We start from the raw sequence: 23,825 nt of genomic DNA, 5'->3' as shown, positions 1-23,825 counted from the left end.
GCGCGTTTGGCCCTGGAAGGGCCCTCCGCGCCTGTTGCCCCATGGCGGCTTTTGGGTACTTTTCGCCGGAGAAAAGTACCCCGTCGGAGACCGTTCCCCTCATCTTTGCAAGCTGCATGTCATCTAAAGACCGCCCCCTCATCCGTCTGGCCTGCGGCCAGCCACCTTCCCCCCAGGGGGAAGGCCTTGCCCTGAGGGAACAGAAAAACCACGATATAAAATTATAGAAACAAAAAACCGGGCCCCGGGCGACCGGCGGCAGGAAAAAGGAGTGGATAGACAGTGAAACGAATTTTGATCAAGGGCGCCGGCGACCTGGCCACAGGCACGGCGGTGCGGCTGCACCGGGCGGGATTCCCCCTGGTGATGACCGACATTGACCAGCCCACGGCGGTGCGGCGGACGGTGGCCTTCTGCCAGTGCATGTACGACGGCACCTGCACCGTGGAGGGCATCACTGCCCGGCGGGTGAGCGGCAGCGGGGAGGCCCTGGCCGCCCTGGAGAAGGGGGAGATCCCCGTCCTCAACGACCCGGAGGCCAAGATCCTCAAGGAGCTGGACTTTTTCGCCGTGGTGGACGCCATCCTGGCCAAGAAGAACCTGGGCACCACCATCCACGACGCGCCGGTGGTGCTGGCCCTGGGCCCCGGCTTCACCGCCGGAGTGGACTGCCACGGGGTCATTGAGACCCAGCGGGGCCACGACCTGGGCCGCCTCATCACCGACGGCTCCGCCGTGCCCAACACCGGCGTGCCGGGCAACATCGGCGGCTACACCACCGAGCGCATCATCCGCGCCAGCGCCGACGGCATCTTTGAGCCTGTGGCCGCCATCGGCGACCAGGTGGAGAAGGGGGACCTGGTGGCCAGCGTGGACGGCCAGCCGGTGTACGCCCTCATCACCGGCGTGGTGCGGGGCATGCTCCCCGCCGGGCTGAAGGTGTTCAAGGGCATGAAGTCGGGGGACATCGACCCCCGCTGCGAGGTGCGCCACTGCTTCACCGTGTCCGACAAGGCCCGGGCCATCGGCGGCGGCGTGCTGGAGGGACTGCTGTACTTCGGAAAGGAGAAGGGAATTTGGAACGACTGATCATCTGCGGCGGGGGACATGTGTCCCTGGCCCTGGCCCATGTGGCCTCCATTCTGGACTTCGACATCACCGTTATCGACGACCGGCCCGAGTTTGCCAACAAGGAGCGGTTCCCCATGGTGGGCCAGGTGCTGTGCATGGGCTTTGACCAGGCCCTGGACCAGCTGGGCAGCCGGGCCGACGACTACTACGTCATCGTCACCCGGGGCCACGCCTTTGACCGGGACTGCCTGGCCCATGTGCTCCGGGGACAGTACGCCTATGCGGGCATGATCGGCAGCAAGGGCAAGGTGGCGGCCGTGATGAAGAGCCTGCTCTCCGAGGGCTTCCCCCAGGCCCAGCTGGACGGCGTCCACTCTCCCATCGGCATCAAGCTGGGGGGCCAGAGCCCGGCGGAGGTGGCGGTGTCCATCGCCGCCGAGCTGGTGGCCGAGCGGGCCCGCATCGGCTCCATGCCCCCGCCGCCTCCCAGCCAGGAGCCCGGCGTGCTGGTGACTATCGTCAGCAAGCGTGGCTCCGCCCCCAGAGGGGAGGGCACCTGGATGCTGGTGCGGCCCGACGGGTCCATCCTGGGCACCGTGGGCGGCGGCGCCGCCGAGTTCAGGGCCAGGCAGGACGCCATGAAGCTGTGGAACGGGGAGGACATCCCCACCCGGCAGGTCTACGACCTGTCCCCCAACGCCGCCGACCTGGGCATGGTGTGCGGCGGCATCATTGAGGTGGAGTTCGCCCTCCGCCGCTGAGAAATCATAAGGGAGGGATCCGGAATGAAACGGGGAAGAATTGGGAAGTGTATGGTGGCCGGAGTCCTGACCTTGAGCATGGCCCTGACCTCGGGGGCGATGGCCGTGGGAGACGGCCAGCCCTCGTCCTGGGCCGCCGCCGAGGTGGAGCGGGCCCGGGAGGCGGGACTGCTGGACTTTGAGCCCCACTCCGGCTATCAGGAGGACATCACCCGTGGGGAGTTCGCGGGTCTGGCCGTGCTGCTGGCCAAGAGCCTGGGCTGCCCGGTGGAGGAGCTGGGCCAGGACAGCTGGCAGGGCACCCCGTTTACCGACCTGACCGCCGGCACCGAGGGCGTGTACAGCGCGGCGGCCTGGCGGCTGGGTCTGATGAACGGCGTGTCCGACACCACCTTTGCCCCTGACCGCACCATCACCCGCACGGAGATCTGCGTCCTGCTGGACCGTGTGATGGACGTGTGCGGCGTGGAGCTGCCCCAGACGGTGGACGGCGTGGCCGAGCGCATGGCCTCCGGGGCGGAGGGCGCCATCCCCGGCTGGGCTGCGGAGGGCGTGAAGAACCTGATCGGCTCCGGGCTGATGAAGGGCTCCGGGGACGGCTGGCAGCTGTCCGCCCACACCACCGTGGAGCAGGCCGCCCTGCTGGCGGTCCGGGCCATGGACGCGGGCTGTGCAGACCTGGAGGCCAAGCGCTTCACCGCCGCCGAGCGGGAGCAGATCGCCAAGCTCAAGGAGCTGCGGGCCACCTTTGGCAACCCCGGCGAGCCCTACGCCCAGGCGCCCTCGGTGGAGGAGTTCATCCCCGGCAAGCTCAACGACGCCTTCCTCCAGGACGCCCTCAACGCCCTCAACTACGTGCGGGCCGTGGCCGGGCTGGAGCCGGTGGGCATGCGGGACGAAAAGAACCAGGAGGTCCAGCTGGGAGCCCTGCTGCTGGCAGCCGGGGGAGACGAGGCCTTCAGCACCGAGCCCAGCAAGCCCAAGGGCATGTCCGAGGACCTGTACCGCAGGGGCTCCCAGGTCGTCAAGGAGAGCATGTCCGGCCGGGAGCAAAGGGACCTGACGGAATATGTGCTCAACCGCGTGGAGGACTACAGCATCTTGTTCATGGGCAGCGGCCGCCGCTGGCTGCTGGACCCCCTTCTGACCACCGTGGGCATGGGCTATATAGACGGCTACTCGGTCATCCAGGTGGGAAACGGCACCAGCGGCGAGTGGGACGGCCCGGACTATGTGACATGGCCCTCGGCGGGTGTGTTCCCGGAGGAACTGTTCCATGATAAGCTGGGCTGGAGCTGCCTGCTGAAGCCCGGCGTGTACGTGAACGACATGGAGGACATGGACGGCGTGGCGGTCACCGTCACCGACGGCAGCGGCAACACCTGGACCGATCAGGTGGCCGAGGACAAGGAGTCGGCCGACGGCGCCATCCACATCAACCTGAACGACGGCTATGTCCGCCTGAACCCCAGCTACGGCGGCACACTGATGGTGGTCTTTCATCCCGTGGGCCTGGAGTACCGCACCGGCGAGCCCATCACCGTGACCATCTCCGGCCTGAAGCTCAGGAGCGGCGGCACCGACACCATTACCTATACCGTCAAACTGTTCTAAGCTCCAAACGATCCAAAAATCCAGACCTCAGAGGAGGAAGCCAAGTATATGTGGGCATATGAGCGGACCTTTTATCAGATCTACCCCCTGGGCATGTGCGGCGCGCCCATGGAGAACGACGGCGTCACCGTTCCCCGCATCCGGCGGGTGCTGGACTGGGGGGACCACCTGGAGAAGCTGGGGGTGGGGGCCGTGGTGTTCAACCCGGTGTTCCAGTCCGACCGGCACGGGTACGACACCCGGGATTTCCTCACCGTGGACTGCCGCCTGGGCACCAACCAGGACTTCAAGGACGTGTGCGACGACCTGCACCGCCGGGGCATGAAGGTGGTGCTGGACGGCGTGTTCCACCACGTGGGCCGGGGGTTCTGGGCCTTCCAGGACGTGCTGAAAAACCGGGAGGGCAGCCCCTATAAGGACTGGTTCCACATCAACTTCGGGGGCAACAGCAATTACAACGACGGATTGTGGTACGAGGGCTGGGAGGGGCACTACGAGCTGGTGAAGCTGAACCTGTCCAACCCCCAGGTGGTGGAGTACCTGTTCTCCTGTATCCGCAAGTGGGTGGAGGAGTTCGGCGTGGACGGCCTGCGGCTGGACGTGGCCTACCTGCTGTCCCAGGACTTCCTGCGGGCCATCCGCTCCTTCTGCGACAATCTCAAGCCCGACTTCTTCCTCTACGGCGAGATCCTGGGCGGCGACTACCGCCGCATCATGGGGGACGGCCTGCTCCACTCCTGCACCAACTACGAGTGCTTCAAGGGCCTGTGGTCCAGCTTCAACGACAAGAACATGTTTGAGATCAACCACTCCCTCAACCGCCTGTTCTCCGACGGGCAGTACACCCTCTACCGTGGCTGCCACCTGTTCTCCTTCGCGGACAACCACGACGTCAACCGCCTGGCCAGCAACCTGCGCCGCTCCGACGACATGCCCCTGTGCTACGCCGTCCTCTTCGCCATGCCCGGCATCCCCTGCCTGTACTACGGCAGCGAGTGGGGCATCCAGGGGGCCAAGGGCAGGGGGGACGACAGCGCCCTCCGTCCCGCCCTGGAGAAGCCGGAGTGGAACGCCCTTACAGACCGCATCGCCGGGCTCATCAGGGCCCGGGCGGGCAGCAAGGCCCTCAACGGCGGCGGGTACCAGACCGTGGTCATCACCAACCGGCAGCTGGTGTTCCTGCGGCAGTACGAGGGCGAGCGGGTGCTCTGCGCCGTCAACCTGGACGACGCGGACTATACCGCCCGGCTGGGCGGGCTCTCCGGCCCGGCCACCGACCTGGAGACCGGCGAGACCCTCACCCTGGGCGAAAATCAGCTGCTCCCCGCCCGCACCGCCTCCATCTGGCGGCTGGAAAACTGAACAAAGACGCAGAAAGGCCCCGGAGCAATTACTCCGGGGCCTCATTTTTTCCACATCAGGGGAGAAATTTGTGGAGAAAGTCCAGGGCCTCCTCCCAGGTCTCCACCCCCTGGGGGGTGAGCAGGTCGAACTGGTACTCGTGGCCCACGGCGCCCGCCTCCCTCCCGTAGAACCGGGTGACCGCCGCCACCCCGGCCTGCTCCAGGGCGGCGGCCAGGGCCCGGCCGTCCTCCTCAAAGGATCCGGTGTTGCCGTCGGCAATGTAACAGGGGGGAAGGCCGCTTGTCACCTGGCTGATCAGGTCGGTGAGGGGAGCGGTGGGCAGGGCCGCCCAGTCCCGGCGGCCGAAGAGGGCCCAGCCCACGCTGCGGCCCAGCAGGCGGGAGGCAAAATCCCGCCCGTGGGGGATGAGCCGGTAGCACCCGCAGCAGAGCACCAGGGCCTTCAGCGCCTCCGGCGGCAGGGCGGGGGATACCCCCAGGGCAGCGGAAAAGGCGGGTTTGACGGTGATAAGCCCAGCCTGAAGGGCCAGATAGGCCCCCGCCGAGTCTCCGGCCAGGGCCACCCGGGTCACATCCAGATGGGGATGGGCCCTCAGGGCCGCCAGCGCGGCCTGGATCTGCCGGGCCTGGCCGGGAAAGGCCAGCTCCGGGGCCCAGCAATAGTTGAGGGCGGCCACCGCGTACCCCGCGTGGGCCAGCATCACCGCCCAGTTGGACACATTGGCCTTGTCCCCGGCCACAAAGGCCCCGCCGTGGACCCAGACCACAACGGGGAAGGGGCCCTCACCGGCGGGAAGGTACAGATCGTAGCGCCCGTCTCCGTCGGGGGAGGGGTAGACCAGGTCCCGGCGGATGGACAGAGCTGCCTTTCTGGATTCCAGGTCGGCGGGGCCCTGTCCCGGGCCGGGGCCGCCGAAGATCTTCCGGAGCAGCCACACCCGCAGGCCCAGGCTGCGCCACAGGGCGGCCACGATCAGCAGGGCCAGCAGAATACCGATGAGCCAGGGCGTCACGGGGCCGCGCCTCCGCTGTGTCCCAGGTCGGCGGGGGTGTCCACATCCAGCAGTTCGGCGGGGTTACCCGCCTCCACCAGCCGCAGCCGGTCCCGGTGGGCCTTGATCACCGCGCCGCCGCCGGTGTCCCCGGTGAGGGCGGACAGCTCGGGGAAGAATTCCCGGGGAAAGAGACAGGGATTGCCCTTTTTCCCCTGCCAGCCCAGGGCGGGAATGGTGTCCGGGTGGGAGGAAAAGGCGGCCATCACCCGCTCCACGCTTGCCCGGGTGATCCAGGGCTGGTCGGCAACAGCAAACAACGCCCCGTCCGCCCCCGCGGCCTGAGCCGCGGCGGTGCCCAGCCGGACGGTGGCCGAGATGCCCTCGTCCGCGCCGCTGTTAAAGATGGGCGTGTACCCCAGCTCCTCCGCCAGGGAGAGGATCTCCGGGTAGCGGCTCACCACCAGGGCGGGGGCGAACAGCTCCGGGGGACAGGCGGCCATCACCCGGCGCACCAGGGGCAGGCCGTCCACGGTCTGGAGCAGCTTGTTGGCCCCGAACCGCCGCCCGGCCCCCGAGGCCATGAGCACAAGGGCGATTTTCATCTCCACAGCTGGGCGCTCCCTCTGTGGACAAATTCTCCCGCCTTCTCCAGCACCACCTTGCCGTTCTCCGCCGCCACCTTGCCGGAGAGGAACACGGTCTCGGGCCGGCCCACGGCCTCAAAGCCCTCGTAGGGGGTGTAGTCCACCCGCTGGTTCTGCTCGGCGGCGGTGATGGTCCAGCGGGCCTCGGGATTCCAGATGACCAGGTCGGCGTCGCTGCCCACCGCCAGCACGCCTTTTTGGGGGTACATACCGAAGAGCTTGGCGGGCTGCTCGGCGAGCATCCGGGCCATGTCGGCGGCGGTGATGCGGCCGGTGGCCACACCGGCGGTGTACATGAGGGAAGGACGGTGCTCAACGCCGGGGATGCCGTTGGGGATCTTGGAGAAGTCCTCCCGGCCCAGGGTCTTTACGCCGTTGAAGTTGAAGGAGCAGTGGTCGGTGCCCATGGTGTCGATCTCCCCGGCGGAGAGCGCCTGCCACAGGGCGTCGCTGTCCTCTTTCTTCCGCAGGGGCGGGGAGAGCACAAACTTGGCACTTTCGAATCCGGGCAGTAGATATTTATCGTCATTCAACAGAAAGTATTGGGGGCAGCTCTCCACATAGCACTTCTGGCCCCTTGCCCGGGCGGCCCGAATGACCTCCAGCCCCCGCAGGGTGGACAGGTGCACCACGTTTACCGGGTAGCCCGCCATCTCGGACAGGGCCAGCCACCGGTCCACCGCCTCGGCTTCCACCACCGGCGGACGGGACAGGGGGTGAGCCGCCGGGGACAGGTGCCCCGCCGCCCGCTGGGCCTTGATGCCCTCGGTGACCATGTCGCCGTTCTCGCAGTGGCAGCCCACGATGCCGCCCTCACGGGCCACCGCCTCCACCACCTCCAGGGCCTGCCGGTCGGTGACCCGCAGGTTGTCGTAGGCCAGGTAGATCTTGTAGGAGGTGATTCCCTCGGCGGTCATGTCGGCCAGCTCGGCCTTGATGCGGGGGTCCCAGTCCTTGATGGTCATGTGGAACCCGTAGTGGCAGGAGGCGCGGCCGTCGGCCCGGCCGTGCCAGGTCTCCAGGGCGGAGGCCAGGGAGCAGCCCCGCTCCGGCTCGGCAAAGTCCAGCACGCAGGTGGTGCCCCCCGCCAGGGCCGCCCGGGTGCCTGACACCCAGTCGTCCGCCGTCTCGTTGGGCAGGCCCTTGTTCATCTCAAAGTGGGTGTGGGTGTCGATAAAGCCGGGGAACACCAGCTTGCCCGCCGCCTCCACCACCTTGCAGCCCTCGGCGGGCAGGTCGGGGCCGATGGCGGTGATCTTGTCCCCGTCTATCCGCAGGTCGGCGGACACGGGACCCTGGGGCAGGATGAGGGTGCCCCCACGGATGAGGGTGGATGTACGCTCAGACATAATAAAACCTCCGTTCCGCCGCATGGCGGCGTATCTCTTGGGTTTACGGGCGGATGTTGCGGGCCTCAAAGGCGGACAGCAGGTCTGTCATGTCCGGCTTGACCATCATGGGCTCCCCGGCGGCCTTGATGCCGCTGGCCGCGTCCTTCAGACCGTTGCCGGTGACGATGCTGACCACTGTGGACGCCGGGTCGATGAGCCCCAGCTCCACCGCCTTCTTCACGCCCGCCGTGCCGGTGACGCCGGCAGGCTCGCCGAACACGCCGCAGGTGCGGCCGATGAGCCGCATGGCGGCGAGGATCTCCTCATCGGACACGTTGACCGCCACGCCGCCGCTCTCTCTTACGGCGGCCAGGGCTTTGTCCGCGTTGCGGGGCACGCCCACGGCGATGGAGTCGGCCAGGGTGTTTTCCTCCATGGGCCGCCAGGGCTCCCCGGTCTGGAGGGCCCGGTTCAGGGGGCAGCAGCCCTCGGCCTGGACCGAGATGAGTTTGGGCAGGCGGTCGATGAACCCGGCGGCGTACAGGTCCTTCAGGCCCTTCCACGCCCCGGCGATGGTGCAGCCGTCCCCCACGGACAGCGCCACATAGTCGGGCGCCTGCCAGTGGAGCTGCTCCATGATCTCCAGGGTCACCGTCTTCTTGCCCTCGGACAGGTAGGGGTTGATGGCGGCGTTGCGGTTGTACCAGCCCCAGCGGTCGATGGCGGCCTTGGACAGGGCAAAGGTGTCCTCATAGCTGCCGTCTACGCTGATGACGGTGGCCCCGAAGATCTGCAGCTGGGCCACCTTGCCCCTGGGGGCCCGGGCGGGCACAAAGATGTAGCTGGCCAGCCCAGCCGCCGCCGCGTTGCCCGCCAGGGAGGAGGCCGCGTTGCCGGTGGAGGAGCAGGCGATAGTGTCCGCCCCCGCCTCACGGGCCTTGACCACCGCCATGGCAGAGGCCCGGTCCTTCAGGGACGCGGTGGGGTTGAGGCCGTCGTCCTTGAGGAAGAGCCTGTAAAGGCCAATTGCTTGCGCCAGGCGGTCGACCCGGTACAGGGGAGACCAGCCCACCCGCAGGGGCGGCGGGGGAGAGTCGGGCTCCACCGGCAGAAACGGGCGGTACCGCCACATGGACCAGTCCGTGCAGTCAGACAGGGAATTTGGAGAGAAAACCGAGCGAATATAGTCGTAATTGTACTCAATATCCAGAATTCCGCCGCACTCACAGGTGGTCAGGCCGGGCACGGCCTCGTACTCCCTGCCGCAGCGGACGCATTTGGCACAGCGGACGTTTTTCATCATAAAAACTACTCCTTTCAACGGGAAAAGAGCCTGAAACTATCTTCCGCGGGGACCCCGAAAAGCGGCCACCTTTCTCCAAGGGGAGAAGGCGCAGGACGCACCCCATAGGCTTCCCCCTGGGGGGAAGCTGTCACGCGAAAAGCGTGACTGATGAGGGGAACTGCGGCATTCAGCGGAGGCTTCCCCCTCATCCGTCATCGTCCTCGCAAGCTGCGTATCGCTCAGCCCGCCGCAAGCGGCAGGCCTCGTTCACTCCGCTGCTCGTCCTCTCCCCACACGACCCGCTTCGCTGGGCTCATGCGGGGCCCCCGAGATGCAGCCACCTTCCCCCCAGGGGGAAGGCTTGGCTGCCTCGAGCGGAGGCTGAAACACGGCGCAGAGACTTGGTGCGGCATTGAGAACGGTAATTGGATTGTAGCGGCTCACAAGTCTGGGAGGGTAACGCTGCTCGGGCAGAAGGGGAACGGTGCGCTGGGCATTGAACCGGCAAGCAACTGCTTTCAAATACGGCGGCTCATTGAATTTTGCCGCCGCCGGACGTGTCTCCGAAGGGGGTACCAGGGGGAAACGGGCGCGTTTGGCCCTGGAAGGGCCCTCCGCGCCTGTTGCCCCATGGCGAGCTTTGCCTACTTTCCCTCGCTGGAAAGTAGGCCGTCGGAGACCGTTCCCCTGCAAGTTATGTGCCCGCGGAGGGATTTCCCCTCATCCGCCCCAGTGTGCGCACTGGGGCACCTTCCCCCCCGGGGGGAAGGCTCGGGTGGGTGCATCGCTCCGGCTTCCCCCTGGGGGGGAAGCTGTCACGCGAAAAGCGTGACTGATGAGGGAGAGGGCCGGTTTTATCTCACAGCTGACCCAGCACGCCGGAGGCGGTGTTGAACTGGTCGATGAGGGCGTCCAGCTCGCCCACCTGGGCGTGGACCTTGTCCCACTCGTCGCCGTACCACAGGGCGTCCAGCTCCTCGGCGGTGCGGCCCTGCTGCTCCACCCAGGTGTAGTACTTCAGGTTGTGAATCCGCTTGCGGTCGTAGTAGTTGAGCTCGGCCATGGCGTCGGTCTTCAGGCCCAGCAGGTGGAGGTGGTGGTCGATGGCGGCGGCGCGGCGGTCGTAGGGGCCGTACTGCTCCGCCAGCTCGGCCACCCGGGAGCCGTACATGGCCGCCGAGTCGGTGAGCACGGTCACCACCACATCATGGGCGGTGAACTCGTAATACTTGGCCATCTTCACGCAGCAGAGCACGTTGGCAATGCCACTGATGCCCATCCAGGACAGCTTCTCCAGGGTCTGGGCGTCCACACCGGCCTCCTCGGCCAGATACCGCAGGCCCTCCTCCTCGGCGAAGAGCCGCAGCAGCCGCTGGGAGTCCTCGTCGTCGATGTCGATGACCATGTCGGTGTTCTTCACGTCGTGAATCCAGGGGATGTGCTTGTCGCCGATGCCCTCGATGCGGTGGTCGCCGAAGCCGTTGTTCAGGATGGTGGGGCACTGGAGGGCCTCGCCCACCGCCAGCTTCATGCCGGGGTAGACCTCCTTCAGGTAGTCGCCGCAGCCGATGGTGCCCGCGCTGCCGCTGGTGAAGCAGGCGCCGGAGAGCCGGTCCCCGGGCCGCTTGATGCCCTCGAACAGGGCGGACAGGGCCTCGCCGGTGACCTGGTAGTGCCACAGATGGTTGCCCATCTCCTCAAACTGGTTGAAGATCATGCAGCCCGGGTCCTGCCGCAGCTCGTTGGTCTTGTCGAAGATCTCCTTCACGTTGCTCTCGCAGCCGGGGGTGGCGATGACCTCCGCGCCGATGGACGCCAGCCACTCAAACCGCTCCCGGCTCATGCCGGCGGGCAGGATGGCCACGCCCCGGGCCCCCAGCAGCTTGGAGTTGAAGGCGCCGCCCCGGCAGTAGTTGCCGGTGGAGGGCCAGACCGCCTTGTGGCGCGTCACGTCGAACTGGCCGGTGACCAGCCGGGGGGCCAGGCAGCCGAAGGAGGCGCCCACCTTGTGGCAGCCGGTGGGGAACCACTTGCCCGCCATGGCCACGATGCGGCAGGGCACGCCGGTGAGGGAGGAGGGCAGCTCCACGTAGTTGGGCACGTGCTGGAACAGGCCGCCATACTCCTTGGCCTCGTTCTTCCAGGTGATGCGGAACAGGTTCAGGGGGTTCACATCCCACAGCCCCACGGACTTGAGTCCCTCCTTCACCTTGTCCGGGATGGACTCCGGGTGCTTCATCTGCCGAAAGGTGGGGATGAGGATGTTGTTTTCCCGGGCGTTGCGCAGGTTGCGCTCCAGGGCCTCGGGGTGGATGGTCAGGTCGATCATGGCGGTGCCTCCTTTTTTATATGGTTGGATGGGCCAACGGACGGCCTCAGCCGTTCTTGTCGTCCAGATAGCTGTACAGGGTGTACTTGGAGATGCCGAAGAAGGTGGCGATTTTGTCACCCGACTTGGTAATGAGCAGGGCGCCGGCGTCGTTGAGGAAGCGGATGGCCCGGATCTTGTCCTCCCGGTCCATGAGGGCCACCGGCTTGCCCACCAGCTCCACCGACTCCCGCAGCAGGTCGTCCAGCAGGTCGGACACGCTGCGGGTGATGCGCTCGGGCTCCTTGGTGGGGGCCTCCTTGGGGGAGACCAGGGGCCGCAGGGCCTGTTCCACGGTGAGAAGGGCGGAGATATCGTAGTTGATGGAGAAGATGGCCTCCGGCTTGCCGGAGGGGTCCCGGATAAACAGGGTGGAGGACTTGAGCACCTTGCCGTCGGGGGTGCGGGTCAGGTAGGCCAGGTGGTCCTCCTGGCGCCCGCCCCTGAGGGACTCCAGCACCACGTGGGACGGGCCGTCCCCCAGGGAGCGGCCGGACACGTGGCCGTTCTCGATGTGGACCACCGTGTGCTCCGGGTCGTCGGTCAGGTCGTGGATGACCACCTCGCAGCAGGGGCCGAACTGGACGGCCAGACCGTGGGCCATCTGCCGCAGGAGGGAGAGGCGTTCTTCACTGAGCATGGGGAAAAAGGCTCCTTTCTGAGGGTGTGCGCCGGAAAAAGGGGAAAAATCTCCTCCGGCGGAACTGTTTCTTTCATCATATCACAGCAGGGGGAGAAATCAAGGCGAAAACAAAAAAACTGTAAGTCTCCCTCAAAAAGATGCAATCAGGTGAAAATGTTCACAAAATACCGGTTGATTCCGGCGGGGGACATGCTATGCTTATTCCAGTGAAACTTCGTACCAAGGAGGATATGAGCATGAGCGCACAGTTTGATGAAATCATCCGGGAGCTGGGCACGCTGGACCTGAAGAACATGTACGGGAAGGACTTCTTCCTCACCTGGGACAAGACCGGCCAGGAGCTGGCGGGTGTGTTCGCGGTGGCGGACGCCCTGCGGGACCTGCGGGAGCGGAACATCTCCACCCGCCTGTTTGACTCGGGCCTGGGTATCTCCCTGTTCCGGGACAACTCCACCCGCACCCGGTTCTCCTTTGCCTCGGCCTGCAACCTGCTGGGCCTGGAGGTCCAGGACCTGGACGAGGGCAAGAGCCAGATCGCCCACGGCGAGACCGTCCGTGAGACCGCCAACATGATCTCCTTTATGGCCGACGTCATCGGCATCCGGGACGACATGTACATCGGCAAGGGCCACACCTATATGAAGGAAGTGGCCGACGCGGTGGAGCAGGGACACAGGGACGGCGTGCTGGAGCAGCGGCCCACCCTGGTCAACCTGCAGTGCGACATCGACCACCCCACCCAGTGCATGGCCGACGCCCTCCACCTGATCCACCGCTTCGGCGGCGTGGACAAGCTGCGGGGCAAGAAGATCGCCATGACCTGGGCCTACTCCCCCAGCTACGGCAAGCCCCTCAGCGTGCCCCAGGGCGTCATCGGCCTGATGACCCGGTTCGGCATGAACGTGGTCCTGGCCCACCCCGAGGGCTATGAGGTCATGCCCGAGGTGGAGGAGATTGCCCGGCAGAACGCCCAGAAGAGCGGCGGCAGCTTTACCCGCACCAACTCCATGGACGAGGCCTTCCAGGACGCGGACATTGTCTACCCCAAGAGCTGGGCGCCCTTCGCCGCCATGGAGAAGCGCACCGACCTGTACGGCCGTGGGGACGCCGAGGGCATCAAGGCTCTGGAGAAGGAGCTGCTGGCACAGAACGCGCTGCACACCGACTGGGAGTGCACCGAGAGCCGCATGGCCACCACCAAGGGCGGCAAGGCCCTGTACATGCACTGCCTGCCCGCCGACATCACCGGCGTGTCCTGCCAGCAGGGCGAGGTGGCGGCCACCGTGTTCGACCGGTACCGGGACGACCTCTACAAGGAGGCCAGCTACAAGCCCTACATCATCGCCGCCATGATCCTCCTGGCCCAGTGCGAGAACCCGGTGGAGACCCTCCAGCGCTTCCAGCAGGAGGCCCGCCCTCGCCGGGGGAAATAACAAAAAGCTGGTAAAAGTACAGAAAACAGGGGAAACAGGGCGGAAAAATTTTAAAGCGGCGCACATTGACAAAATACCTACAAACTTGCTGTAATATCCGGGCGTCTGTATGTTCAGACAGTTTAAACAGATTTCCAGAGGAAAGATACGATGAAGAAACTGCTTGTGCCTGCCGTTCTGTCCGCGGCCATGCTCCTGACCGTGGCCGGCTGCACCAAGACCGCCGCCGCTCCCGCGCCCAGCGCCATGGCCGACGGCACCTATACCGCCGAGATGGACGACGCCTCCGCCGAGGCCGCCTGGTGGTGGAGTACAAGGACGGCGCCATGGTCTCCGCCGTCTTTGACAGCTACGACGCCGACGGCAACAAGAAGAGCGAGACCACCCCTGAGAACTACCCCATGGACCCCGCCCCCGCCGACTGGATGCCCGAGCTGAGCGATCAGATCCTCAAGGCCGGCGGCACCGCCGAGATCGACGGCATCACCGGCGCCACCATGGCCTCCAACAACGCCCGGGCCATGATGCAGGCCATCCTGGACTCCGGCAAGCCCGGCGAGACGGTGACGGTGGCCGGTACCGCTGAAGAGTAATTTCAACAGTCCTATAGCGGCATAAAGACCGCCCCCCGGCGCGTATCACGCGCCGGGGGGCGGTCTGTTATTGGAGGGTGCAGCGTTCTGAGGGACGTTTTCCCCCATCCGCCCGGACTGCGGCCACCCGCCTTTCTCCAGTGGGGAAGACTTTTCTCAGTCCAGGGGAACGGCCTCGACCTGGGGGAGGCCGCCGTCCGCCTCTTCGGTGGAGCTGTTCTCCTCCTGGACGGTGTCGGCGGCGCCGGGGTCGCCGGGGGAGCGGAGCATATCCTCCGTGTGGGTGGTCAGCTGGTGAGTTCCGTCGATCAGCCCCAGCTCCTCCAGACAGGCGATGGTGTCGGTGGCGGTGGTCTGGAGGCCGATGGTGACGGTGGTGCTCCAGTCGTGCTCCCGCAGCTGGCCGTACTGGTCGGTGTCGGTGACGGTCTTGAAGAAGGTCAGCTCGATGTCGGCCAGGGAGCAGGTGTCGTTGCGCGCCTTGTCGTCAAAGAGATACCGCTGTCCCAGCCGTCCGGCGGCCAGGTCGGACCGCACCGCCGCCAGCAGGGCGTTCCGGTCGGCCTCGGTGAGCACATCCAGGTCGGTGTAGGTCTGCTGGCCGGCGTCGTACACGCTTTGCAGGGAGGCCTCCACCAGATTGCCGAAGGCGTCCTGACTCTCCACGCCGGAGAAGTAGGCGTCCTCCGCGGAGCCGGGGGCGTTGACGATGCTGTTGAGCAGGGAGGCCACGGAATTGGGGTCCTCCAGGTCGGTAGAGTAGAGCTGCAGGTCGTAAGACCGCATCAGCTGGGAGCCGTCGGCCATGTCGTAGTAGAAGTACACGGTCTGGGACTGGGTCAGGGTCTGGTCCGGGTTGGCCGGGTCGTAGCCCGTGGAGTAGCGGTCCTGCTCCAGCCGGGCCTGAAGCTCCCTCTGGTTCTGGGCGATGGCCTGGTGAAGGGCCAGGGCCGCCTCAATATCCTCGCTGTCGGTCAGGTGGGCGCCGAAGTGGGAGGCGCTGTCGCTGGGGTAGGTGTAGGGGCCCTCCAGGTAGAGGGACACCACGTCGTACCGGGAGGGGGCCCGGTTGAAGCCGATGAGGTCGTAGTGCATGGCCAGGGCGGCGGCGGTGAGCACCAGGCACAGGGCCAGGGCCCCCTTCCAGCTCCGGCGGAGCACCCGGAAGGTCTTGCGCAGGAGCATCTCGGCGGCAAAGTAGCCCACCAGGCCGCCCAGCAGGAGCAGGCCCAGCAGGGGCCACATGCCCCCGGGCAGGAGGGAGCGGAACAGCTGGTGGAGGAAGATGCCGATGGTGACGGCGGTGCAGAGGGCCACGCCGTACTTGAACACGGGCCGCACCCACTTGACGGCCACCACGTCACCGGCGGTCTCCAGGGACCGGACCCGGTACACCAGCAGGCCAACGGCGGAGAGCGCCAGGCCCACCAGGGCGTAGGCCAGGGCGGCGGCCAGGCCGGTGAAGAAATAGCCGCCGTCCTCGCCCATCCGGACGCCGCTCTCCCGGTAGAGCACGATGAAGGGGGAGAGCCACTGGGCCAGCTGGGACATGGCGGGCCAGCCGTAGTAGCCGTAGACGAACTGGCGGAACAGCTCGCTGAGGAGCTGGTACATGCCGAAGGCCAGGAAGTTGAGGATGCCGTAGAACACGGGCAGAGCCACGATATGGCCCACAAAGAGGGCGCAGAAGGCGGCAAAGGAGTAGAAGAACAGGGCGAAGCACACCTGGGCGATGAGCCACTGGAGCAGGGGCCCCACGGCCAGGGCCCCGGTGAGGGCCTCCACCGCCAGGATGCACAGGAACACCGCCGCCAGGGGCAGCACCAGGAAGCTGAGGCCGGACAGGTAGTTGGTCAGATACAGCCCCTCCCGCCGGATGGGCAGGGCGTGGTAGAGCTGGACGCTGCGGCTGTTGTAGAGGTAGGAGAACACGGCCATGGCGCTGACGATGGACCACAGCGCCGACAGCATCAGGCCCGTGGGGCTGACAAAGCCCACCAGGTCCAGGGCCACGCTGTTGAGGTCCAGGGCGTCGTGCCGGTCCAGCCAGGTCAGCAGGAAGGTCAGGGGGATGAGCAGCAGAATGGCCCCGTAGGACCCCCAGATGGGCCAGAAGCGCTTCAGGTTTTTGCGGTACAGGGTGGAATTCCACCAGGGGTTGGGCCCCTTAGAGCACGATGTCGCGGACGGCATAGTCCTCACCTCCCAGTTCATAGATGAAAATCTCCTCCAGGGTCAAAGGCAGGGCCTCCATGAGGATGGGGGCGTACACCGCCAGCCGGTTGGTCACGTCGGTGGCGTTGCCCCGGACGATCAGGGTGTGGATGCGGCCCACGTGGGACACATGGAGCACCTCCATGTCGTCGGGCAGCTTGGGCAGCTCCTTCTCCTGAAACACCACCTGCATCTTTACCAGGTTCTCCTGCAAATCGCTGAGGGACCGCTCGATGAGCACCTTGCCCCGGCTGAGGATGCCCACATGGTCGCACACGTCCTCCAGCTCCCGCAGGTTGTGGGAGGACACCAGCACCGTGGTGCCGTGTTCCGCCACGTCCCCCATCAGCAGGCCCCACACCTGCCGGCGCATCACCGGGTCCAGGCCGTCCACCGGCTCATCCAGCACCAGGATGTCCGGCCGGCAGCACAGGGCCAGCCAGAAGGCGGCCTGCTTCTGCATGCCCTTGGACAGACGGCGGATGGCCCGCTTCTCGTCGATGCCGGAGAACACCTCCCGCAGGGCGTCGTACCGCTTCATGTCGAACCGGGGGTAGAAGCCCCGGTAAAAGGCGGCCATGTCCGCCGTGGAGGCGGAGAGGAAGTAGTACAGGTCGTCGGGGATGGAGGCGATGCGGGCCTTCACCGCCGGATTCTCGTAGATGGGGACCCCGTCGGCCAGCACCTGGCCGCTGTCCTGCCGCCACACGCCGGTGATGTGCCGCAGCAGGGTGGACTTGCCCGCGCCGTTGGGGCCCACCAGCCCGTAGATGGAAGCGGTGGGCACCGTCATGTTCAGCCCGTCCAGCGCCCGAAAGCCGTCAAAGCTCTTGACCAGCTCCTTTACCTCGATCATTGCGCTCTTTCCTCCTTCAAACCGGCGGGATTCTGTCCCGCCGCCGTCACACGCATGGCCAGCTCCTCCGCCGACAGCCCCAGAAATAGCAGCTCCGCCGCCGAGCGGTCGAACTGGCGCAGCAGCTCCTCCCGCCGCTGCTCCTTCACATCCCTCCCCGGGGCGGCAAAGGAGCCCTTCCCCGGCTGGGAGGTGAGATACCCCTCCGCCTCCAGGGCCTCGTAGGCCCGCTGGATGGTGTTGGGGTTGATGGCCAGGGAGGCCGCCAGGGCCCGCACGGAGGGCAGCTTGTCGCCGGCCTGGATGGCCCCGGTGACCACCAGATGGCGCAGGCCCTCCTTGATCTGTTCGTAGATGGGACGTTGGTCCCGGTAGTTGAGAGAGATCATGGCACGCTCCTTTCCATGGGCGCGGGACGCCGCGCCCACTGTATGAGCTCTCTTGGTACAGTCAGTATACACGGCCCGGTCTGAAAAGACTTTAAGAAATTATGATATTTCTTTCAAAAATGCCGTTCCGACATGACAGGACATCCTTGACGCGCTATAATATAGTTGAAACTGTATAGAACCGGCCGTCCCGGCCCGCCGGGACGAGATAAGCGATGAAAAGGGGAACGTTGGATGACGGTAATCAACGATGTCAACTGGCGGTGCTTTCTGGACTGCGTGGGGGACCTGCTCTTCACGCCTGAGGTGCAGTCCATGCGGAACATCCCCCACCACCCGGGTACCACCTGCTACGAGCACTCGGTGTTCGTGGCCTATGCGGCCTTCCGCATGGCCCGGCGCTGGAATCTGGACTACATGGCCGCGGCCCGGTGCGGCCTGCTCCACGACCTGTACCTCTACGACCCCCGGGACAAGTCGGCCCACCCGGGCAACCAGTGCTTTGACCACCCGGTCTTTGCCCTGCGCAACGCCGAGGCCCTGTGCGGGCGGCTGACGGAAAAGGAACGGAATATCATCATCTCCCACATGTGGCCCCTGGCCAAGCGGCGGCCCCGCAGCGCCGAGGCGGCGGTGGTCAACCTGGCCGACAAGGCCTGCGCCACCGCCGAGGTGCTGGGCTACTGGCGCCGCTCCCGGGTGCGGGAAAAGGCCATGGGCTGACGGCAGAGGAGACGGAAGAAAAAGGGAACCCGTTGCCGGTTCCCTTTTTTCTCCCCTGTTTTGACGAAAAAAGGGAAAAACGTCCCCAAAACGGCTGGCAGAATGGCCGTGGGCGGGGGATATGAAGGGGGAAAATTGTGCATTTTTACGAGAGTGGGTTTCGGCGTGGTAAAATTTCAAAATCACGGTGCATTTTGCGTAAATATTTGATATAATCTATCCGTATCCGTAAATATGGCGCCCACCCGTCCGGGCGGTGCGCCCATTCTATCAGACGAGGTGACAGCATATGGGGCCCATGGGCGCCATTGTTTTTCTTCCGCGGGAGGGCGACACCTCTTCGCTGATGCTGGAGGATCTCCTCTTTGACCCGGCCGCCGCGTGGCTGTCCGCCGCGCTGGAGCGCTCCGGGGTGGAGCGGTTCCTCGTGGTCTGTCACGACGACGACCGGGAGCGGGCCGGGGCCTGTTTCCCGGGAGGGACCGAGTTCGTCACCGATGGCGCCGAGGATGCCGCCGGACAGCTCACCGCCTTCCTCACCGCGCTGGAGGGGAATGTGGCGGTGTTTACCCGGCCTGTGTTCCTGGATGACCGGGGCGCGGCCCGCCTGGCCGGGGACGAGGAGCTGCCCCGGGGCGAGGACACCGGCGTGTACCGCATCTCCGCCGCGGCCCTCAAGGAGGCGGTGGAGGGCGGCGAGGACTTTGTCACCGCCGTGCGTGCCGGCAGCCATTTCGGCCTGAAGAGCGGCAGCTATGAGGGCCTGCTCCCCCTGGACGACAGCGCCCCCACCTGGGACAGCGCCCAGTATTTTGCCCGCCACGCCTCCATCGACCGGCTGCGCAGCGAGTTCATCCTTCCGCCGGTCCGGTTCGTGGACGTGGAGAACGCCTACATTGGCCCCCGCGCCACCGTGGGCGGCGGCACCGTGATCCTCCCCGGCACCATTCTCCGGGGCCGCACCAGCGTGGGCCGCTTCTGCGAGATCGGCCCCAACGCCATGATCCGGGACTGCATCGTGGGGGACCACGTGACCGTCAACGCCTCCCAGCTCAACGAGAGCACCGTGGAGGAGGGGGTCATGATCGGCCCCTTCGCCCACATCCGCCCGGGCTGCCGGGTGGGCAGGAACGTGAAGGTGGGCGACTTTGTGACCCTGAAGAACTCCACCGTGGGCGAGGGCAGCAAGATCTCCCGCCTGACCTACGTGGGCGACTGCGACGTGGGCGAGCGGGCCAACCTGGGCAGCGGCACGGTCACCGTCAACTATGACGGCACCAGCAAGTACCGCACCGTCATCGGCGACGGGGCCTTCATCGGCTGCAACACCAACCTGGTGGCCCCCGTGAAGGTGGGCGACGGCGCCTACACCGCCGCCGGCAGCACCATCACCGACGACGTGCCCGCCGACTCCCTGGCCATCGCCCGCAGCGTCCAGGTGGTCAAGAAGCAGTGGGCCGCCAAGCGGCGCAAGCGCTCCGGCCGGTAAGGGCCGGACCATAGAGCGGAATCAATCCGCGCGAGAGAGGGAACGACCGCGCCTGGCGCGGGAAAAATATAGAAACAACAAAAGAAATGAGAGGATGTAGAAGATGATCTCACACGGCAAGGACATCAAGATCTTCGCTGGCAGCTCCAACAAACCCCTGGCGGAGGCCATCTGCAAGGAAATGGGCATGGAGCTGGGCAACGCCGAGGTAGGCGCCTTCTCCGATGGGGAGAACTTTGTCTCCATCTATGAGACGGTCCGCGGCTCCGACGTATTCGTGGTTCAGTCCACCTGCGCGCCTGTGAACGACAACCTGATGGAAATGCTCATTATGATCGACGCCCTCAAGCGGGCCTCCGCCGGCCGGATCACCGCCGTGATCCCCTACTTCGGCTATGCCCGCCAGGACCGCAAGACCAAGCCCCGCGACCCCATCTCCGCCAAGCTGGTGGCCAACCTGATCACCCGCGCCGGCGCCGACCGGGTGCTGACCATGGACCTGCACGCGTCCCAGATCCAGGGCTTCTTCGACATCCCCGTGGACAACCTGCTGGGCAACCCCATCTTCACCCGCCACTTCGCCGAGCGCTTCGGCGACGACGTGGAGGGCACCATGGTGGTGTCCCCCGACGTGGGCTCCGTGGCCCGGGCCCGGGCCTTCGCCCAGAAGCTGGGCATGGGCCTGGCCATCGTGGACAAGCGCCGCCAGAAGGCCAACTCCTCCGAGGTCATGAACATCATCGGCGACGTCCGCGGCAAGCGGGTCATCCTCTTCGACGACATGGTGGACACCGGCGGGTCCCTGTGCGGCGCGGCCCAGGCCCTGGTGGAGCTGGGCGGCGCTACCGAGGTGTACGCCTGCGCCTCCCACGGCGTCCTCTCCGGCCCCGCTGTGGACCGCATCGAGAAGAGCGTCATCAAGGAGGTCATCTTCCTCGACACCGTTCCCGCCCGTTCCGGCGTGAAGTGTGATAAGATCAAGTATCTCTCCGTGGCCCACATGTTCGCCGAGGCCATTGAGCGCATCTACGAGGAAGTCTCCGTCTCCAAGCTGTTCTCCTGAGAAGCGCTGAGCCGTCGTGAGCAGGGCGGATGGACCGGAGCGAGGGCGCGAAACCGAAGGACCGCATAGCGGGCCTGTTTCAAGCCCGAGTCGGAGGGAAGCCGCCCGTCGCGAACAGGCGAAGCGTGACAAGAAACGCCAGACGGAACAAAACCAAAAACCGAATCCGGGGGCGGAGCTTTGCTCCGCCCCCTTTTAACCTGTCAAGGGAGTTCATGATTATGCTGTTTGGAAAAAAGACCGGGGGCGTGGAGTGGCTGGTGGTGTGCCTGGGCAACCCGGGGGACAAGTATGAGAACACCCGCCACAACGTGGGCTTTATGGTGGCCGACCAGCTGGCCGAACGGAAAAACATCCCCGTCCAGCGGCTCAAGTTCAAGGCCCTGACCAACACCACCCAGCTGGGCGGCACCCAGGTGCTGCTGATGAAGCCGGTGACCTATATGAACCTGTCCGGCGAGGCGGTGCGCCAGGCCGCCGACTTCTATAAAGTGCCTCCCGAGCATGTACTGGTGGTGAGCGACGACGTGTCCCTGCCCGTGGGACGGCTGCGCATCCGCCGCAGCGGCTCCGCCGGCGGCCACAACGGCCTGAAAAATATCATCCAGCAGCTGGGCACCGACCAGTTCCCCCGGCTCAAGGTGGGGGTGGGGGAGAAGCCCCACCCGGACTACGACCTGGCCGACTGGGTGCTGGGCAAGTTCACCGGCGAGGACAAGAAGGCCATCGACGCCGCCGTCAAGCGGGCCGCCGACGCGGTGGAGTGCTATATCCAGGACGGCCCCGACAAGGCCATGAGCCGCTTCAACTGAGTTCGGGGTCTTCCCCTCATCCGCCCCAGTGTGCGCACTGGGGCGCCTTCCCCCTGGGGGGAAGGCTTTGCCGCTCCAAGCCTGATTTTTTTAGAACTGTGAGGTGTATCCCGTGAAGGAACTGGCAACCATGGTAACCGCAATCCCGGAATTCCAGCGCCTGGCCGCGGCGGTGGACGGCGGCGGCTGTCCCGCCGCGTTCACCGGAGTGTCCCCCGTCCACCGGGCCCATATGGCCGCCGGGCTGCGGCAGGCCCTGGGCCGGAGCGTGGTGGTGCTGTGCGCCGACGAGGCCGAGGCCGACCGGATGGCCCGGGACCTGGCCTTCCTGACCGGGGAGCAGGTGCGCACCCTCACCGCCCGGGAGTTCACCTTCCACCACGCGGCGGTGGTCTCCCGCCAGTGGGAGCACAGGCGGCTGTCCGTGCTGCGGGCCCTGGCGGCGGGGGAGTGCCCCCTGCTGGTGTGCACCATCGAGGGCGCCCTGGAGCGGACCATCCCCAAGACCCTGCTGACCCAGGCCTCCCAGTGCCTGCGGGTGGGGGAGAGCTACGACCTCAGCGAGCTGGCAGACACCCTCACCGCCGCCGGGTACACCCGCTGCGAGCAGGTGGAGGGCGTGGGCCAGTTCGCCCTCCGGGGCGGCATCCTGGACTTCTACTCTCCCGCTGAGGACGGCCCCATCCGGGTGGAGTTCTTCGGCGACGAGGCCGACTCCATGGGCCTGTTCGACGTGAACACCCAGCGCCGGGTGGAGAACCGGAAGAGCGCCGAGATCCTCCCGGCGGCGGAGGTGCTGCCCCAGTTCGCCCCCGGCGGGTACGCCGGGCTGCTGGAGGCCATGGACGGCCTGATCGCCAAGGCCAAGCGCCGCAAGGACGGCGCCGACCTGGTCAAGACCCTGGAGGAGGACCGGGAGCGGCTGGCGGAGAACATGTCCTTCCCGGCCCTGGACCGGTACATCGCCCTGGTGTACCCCCACATGGCCACGGCGGCGGACTACTTCCCCGAGGACGCGGTGGTGCTCTTCAGCGAGAGCCCCCGGGTGGCGGAGCGGGCCAAGAACTACCTCTGGCAGCTGACCGAGGACGCCAAGGCCCTCATGGAGGCCGGGGTGCTGGCGGGGGAGCTGACCGAGTTCGCCCGCACCTTTGAGGAGCTGTGCGGCGTGCTGGAGGAGTGGCCGGTGGCCTATCTGGACAATTTCGTGGGCGCCCAGTACCCCCGGCGGCCCCGCACCCTCATCAACCTGCTGTGCAAGCAGCTGCCCTCCTACGGCGCCAGCCTGGAGACCGCCGTCTCCGACCTGAGCCACTATCTGGGCGAAAATTTCTCCACCGTGGTGCTGGTGTCCAGCGAGCAGCGGGCCCTGAACCTCCAGGCCCTCCTGCGGGAGCAGGGGGTGAAGGCCGCGGTGGACTTCCTCCTCCACAAGCTGCCCGCCCCTGGCAAGGCGGTCATCGCCGTGGGCGGCCTGTCCAGCGGCATGGAGTACCCGGAGGCAAAATGCGCCGTCCTCACCGAGGGCCAGGCCGCCGGGGTGAAGAAGAAAAAGGTGAAGGCCGTCACCAACCGGCAGAAGCTGGGGTCTTACGCCGACCTGAGCGTGGGCGACCTGGTGGTCCACGAGCACCACGGCATCGGCCGGTACCAGGGCATGGTGAAGATGCCGGTGGACGGCATCCAGAAGGACTATGTGAAGATCGCCTACGCCGGGGCCGACGTGCTCTACGTGCCCGCCACCCAGCTGGACCTGGTGAGCAAGTATATCGGCGCGGGGGAGGACGCCCAGGAGACCAAGAAGCTGTCCAAGCTGGGGGGCGCCGACTGGGAAAAGGCCAAGACCCGGGCCAAAAAGGCGGTCAAGGACCTGGCTAAGGGCCTCATCCAGCTCTACGCCCAGCGGCAGCGCCAGCCCGGCTTCGCCTTTTCCCCCGACTCGGAGTGGATGCGGGAGTTTGAGGAGCAGTTCGAGTACACCGAGACCGACGACCAGCTCCGCTGCATCGCCGAGATCAAGGGGGACATGGAGGCCCCCCGGCCCATGGACCGGCTGCTGTGCGGCGACGTGGGCTACGGCAAGACCGAGGTGGCCTTCCGGGCCATCATGAAGTGCGTGCTGGACGGCAAGCAGGCCGCCATCCTGGTGCCCACCACCGTGCTGGCCCGGCAGCACT

At 66.3% G+C, this 23,825-nt stretch carries 20 protein-coding genes; 11 read left to right on the top strand and 9 right to left on the bottom strand.

Annotation, left to right across the window (positions count from 1 at the left end):
• The first annotated feature begins 282 nt into the window (after positions 1 to 282).
• The 4 genes from yqeB to Q0K23_RS10525 are packed head-to-tail and all read left to right on the top strand — an operon-like array spanning position 283 to position 4,808.
• Entirely contained in the window at positions 283 to 1,089 is an 807-nt protein-coding gene (gene yqeB / locus Q0K23_RS10540; protein ID WP_294521804.1) for a selenium-dependent molybdenum cofactor biosynthesis protein YqeB, read from the top strand.
• Positions 1,077 to 1,832: an XdhC/CoxI family protein gene (locus Q0K23_RS10535; protein ID WP_294521801.1), complete on the top strand. Its 756-nt coding sequence runs from the start codon at positions 1,077 to 1,079 to the stop codon at positions 1,830 to 1,832. The genes yqeB and Q0K23_RS10535 overlap by 13 nt, the downstream gene beginning before the upstream one ends.
• Before the next feature lie 24 nt (positions 1,833 to 1,856).
• On the top strand, positions 1,857 to 3,446 hold the full coding sequence (locus Q0K23_RS10530) for an S-layer homology domain-containing protein (protein ID WP_294521798.1): 1,590 nt from the start codon (positions 1,857 to 1,859) through the stop codon (positions 3,444 to 3,446).
• Between the two features lie 48 nt (positions 3,447 to 3,494).
• A complete protein-coding gene (locus tag Q0K23_RS10525) occupies positions 3,495 to 4,808 on the top strand; it encodes an alpha-amylase family glycosyl hydrolase (RefSeq protein WP_294521795.1) in 1,314 nt (437 codons plus the stop codon).
• 55 nt (positions 4,809 to 4,863) lie between these two features.
• Here Q0K23_RS10525 and Q0K23_RS10520 read toward each other — a convergent pair whose 3' ends face one another.
• From Q0K23_RS10520 to Q0K23_RS10495, 6 genes are all read right to left on the bottom strand, one after another.
• Positions 4,864 to 5,823, bottom strand: coding sequence for an alpha/beta hydrolase (locus Q0K23_RS10520; RefSeq protein ID WP_294521792.1), 960 nt, complete (start codon positions 5,821 to 5,823; stop codon positions 4,864 to 4,866).
• A complete protein-coding gene (locus Q0K23_RS10515) occupies positions 5,820 to 6,407 on the bottom strand; it encodes a nucleotidyltransferase family protein (protein WP_294521810.1) in 588 nt (195 codons plus the stop codon). Before Q0K23_RS10515 ends, Q0K23_RS10520 begins: the two co-directional genes overlap by 4 nt.
• Entirely contained in the window at positions 6,404 to 7,798 is a 1,395-nt protein-coding gene (hydA, locus tag Q0K23_RS10510) for a dihydropyrimidinase (protein WP_294521790.1), read from the bottom strand. Before hydA ends, Q0K23_RS10515 begins: the two co-directional genes overlap by 4 nt.
• 43 nt (positions 7,799 to 7,841) lie before the next feature.
• The gene (thrC, locus tag Q0K23_RS10505) at positions 7,842 to 9,080 is read right to left on the bottom strand and encodes a threonine synthase (RefSeq protein WP_294521807.1); all 1,239 of its coding nucleotides are present in this window, start codon (positions 9,078 to 9,080) and stop codon (positions 7,842 to 7,844) included.
• 844 nt (positions 9,081 to 9,924) lie between these two features.
• Complete coding sequence (locus Q0K23_RS10500) at positions 9,925 to 11,394, bottom strand: pyridoxal-phosphate dependent enzyme (protein ID WP_294521787.1); 1,470 nt, start codon at positions 11,392 to 11,394, stop codon at positions 9,925 to 9,927.
• Between the two features lie 46 nt (positions 11,395 to 11,440).
• Complete coding sequence (locus Q0K23_RS10495; RefSeq protein ID WP_294521784.1) at positions 11,441 to 12,073, bottom strand: transcriptional regulator; 633 nt, start codon at positions 12,071 to 12,073, stop codon at positions 11,441 to 11,443.
• Positions 12,074 to 12,312: 239 nt separating this feature from the next.
• Between Q0K23_RS10495 and ygeW the strand changes: the two genes are divergently transcribed.
• Both ygeW and Q0K23_RS10485 read left to right on the top strand, forming a co-directional pair.
• Positions 12,313 to 13,509, top strand: coding sequence for a knotted carbamoyltransferase YgeW (gene ygeW, locus Q0K23_RS10490; RefSeq protein ID WP_294521782.1), 1,197 nt, complete (start codon positions 12,313 to 12,315; stop codon positions 13,507 to 13,509).
• Positions 13,510 to 13,811: 302 nt separating this feature from the next.
• Entirely contained in the window at positions 13,812 to 14,102 is a 291-nt protein-coding gene (locus Q0K23_RS10485; RefSeq protein ID WP_294521780.1) for an FMN-binding protein, read from the top strand.
• A gap of 156 nt (positions 14,103 to 14,258) precedes the next feature.
• Here Q0K23_RS10485 and Q0K23_RS10480 read toward each other — a convergent pair whose 3' ends face one another.
• Genes Q0K23_RS10480 through Q0K23_RS10470 form a run of 3 tightly spaced genes read right to left on the bottom strand, consistent with a single transcriptional unit; the run spans position 14,259 to position 17,561 of the window.
• Positions 14,259 to 16,295 carry a hypothetical protein gene (locus Q0K23_RS10480; RefSeq protein WP_294521779.1) on the bottom strand — a complete coding sequence of 679 codons (2,037 nt, stop codon included), beginning with the start codon at positions 16,293 to 16,295 and terminating at the stop codon, positions 14,259 to 14,261.
• Positions 16,270 to 17,172, bottom strand: coding sequence for an ABC transporter ATP-binding protein (locus Q0K23_RS10475; protein WP_294521775.1), 903 nt, complete (start codon positions 17,170 to 17,172; stop codon positions 16,270 to 16,272). The genes Q0K23_RS10480 and Q0K23_RS10475 overlap by 26 nt, the downstream gene beginning before the upstream one ends.
• Positions 17,169 to 17,561, bottom strand: a complete 393-nt coding sequence (locus Q0K23_RS10470; protein WP_294521771.1) for a GntR family transcriptional regulator — start codon at positions 17,559 to 17,561, stop codon at positions 17,169 to 17,171. Before Q0K23_RS10470 ends, Q0K23_RS10475 begins: the two co-directional genes overlap by 4 nt.
• A gap of 234 nt (positions 17,562 to 17,795) precedes the next feature.
• Here Q0K23_RS10470 and Q0K23_RS10465 point away from each other — a divergent pair, with 234 nt between their 5' ends.
• The 5 genes from Q0K23_RS10465 to Q0K23_RS10445 all read left to right on the top strand — a co-directional run.
• On the top strand, positions 17,796 to 18,284 hold the full coding sequence (locus Q0K23_RS10465) for an HD domain-containing protein (protein ID WP_294521767.1): 489 nt from the start codon (positions 17,796 to 17,798) through the stop codon (positions 18,282 to 18,284).
• 298 nt (positions 18,285 to 18,582) lie between these two features.
• Positions 18,583 to 19,773, top strand: a complete 1,191-nt coding sequence (locus tag Q0K23_RS10460) for a DapH/DapD/GlmU-related protein (protein WP_294521762.1) — start codon at positions 18,583 to 18,585, stop codon at positions 19,771 to 19,773.
• Between the two features lie 103 nt (positions 19,774 to 19,876).
• Complete coding sequence (locus tag Q0K23_RS10455) at positions 19,877 to 20,836, top strand: ribose-phosphate pyrophosphokinase (protein WP_294521761.1); 960 nt, start codon at positions 19,877 to 19,879, stop codon at positions 20,834 to 20,836.
• 221 nt (positions 20,837 to 21,057) lie between these two features.
• Positions 21,058 to 21,648: an aminoacyl-tRNA hydrolase gene (pth, locus tag Q0K23_RS10450; RefSeq protein ID WP_294521760.1), complete on the top strand. Its 591-nt coding sequence runs from the start codon at positions 21,058 to 21,060 to the stop codon at positions 21,646 to 21,648.
• A gap of 112 nt (positions 21,649 to 21,760) precedes the next feature.
• A partial coding sequence (locus Q0K23_RS10445; RefSeq protein WP_294521758.1) for a CarD family transcriptional regulator occupies positions 21,761 to 23,825 on the top strand: 2,065 nt, incomplete at its 3' end.

It is taken from the genome of uncultured Pseudoflavonifractor sp. (genome assembly GCF_944387275.1).
Taxonomy (GTDB): Bacteria; Bacillota; Clostridia; order Oscillospirales; family Oscillospiraceae; genus Pseudoflavonifractor; species Pseudoflavonifractor intestinihominis.
The sequence above is the reverse complement of the archived record's forward strand: the minus strand, read 5'-3'. Positions and strand labels throughout refer to the sequence as shown.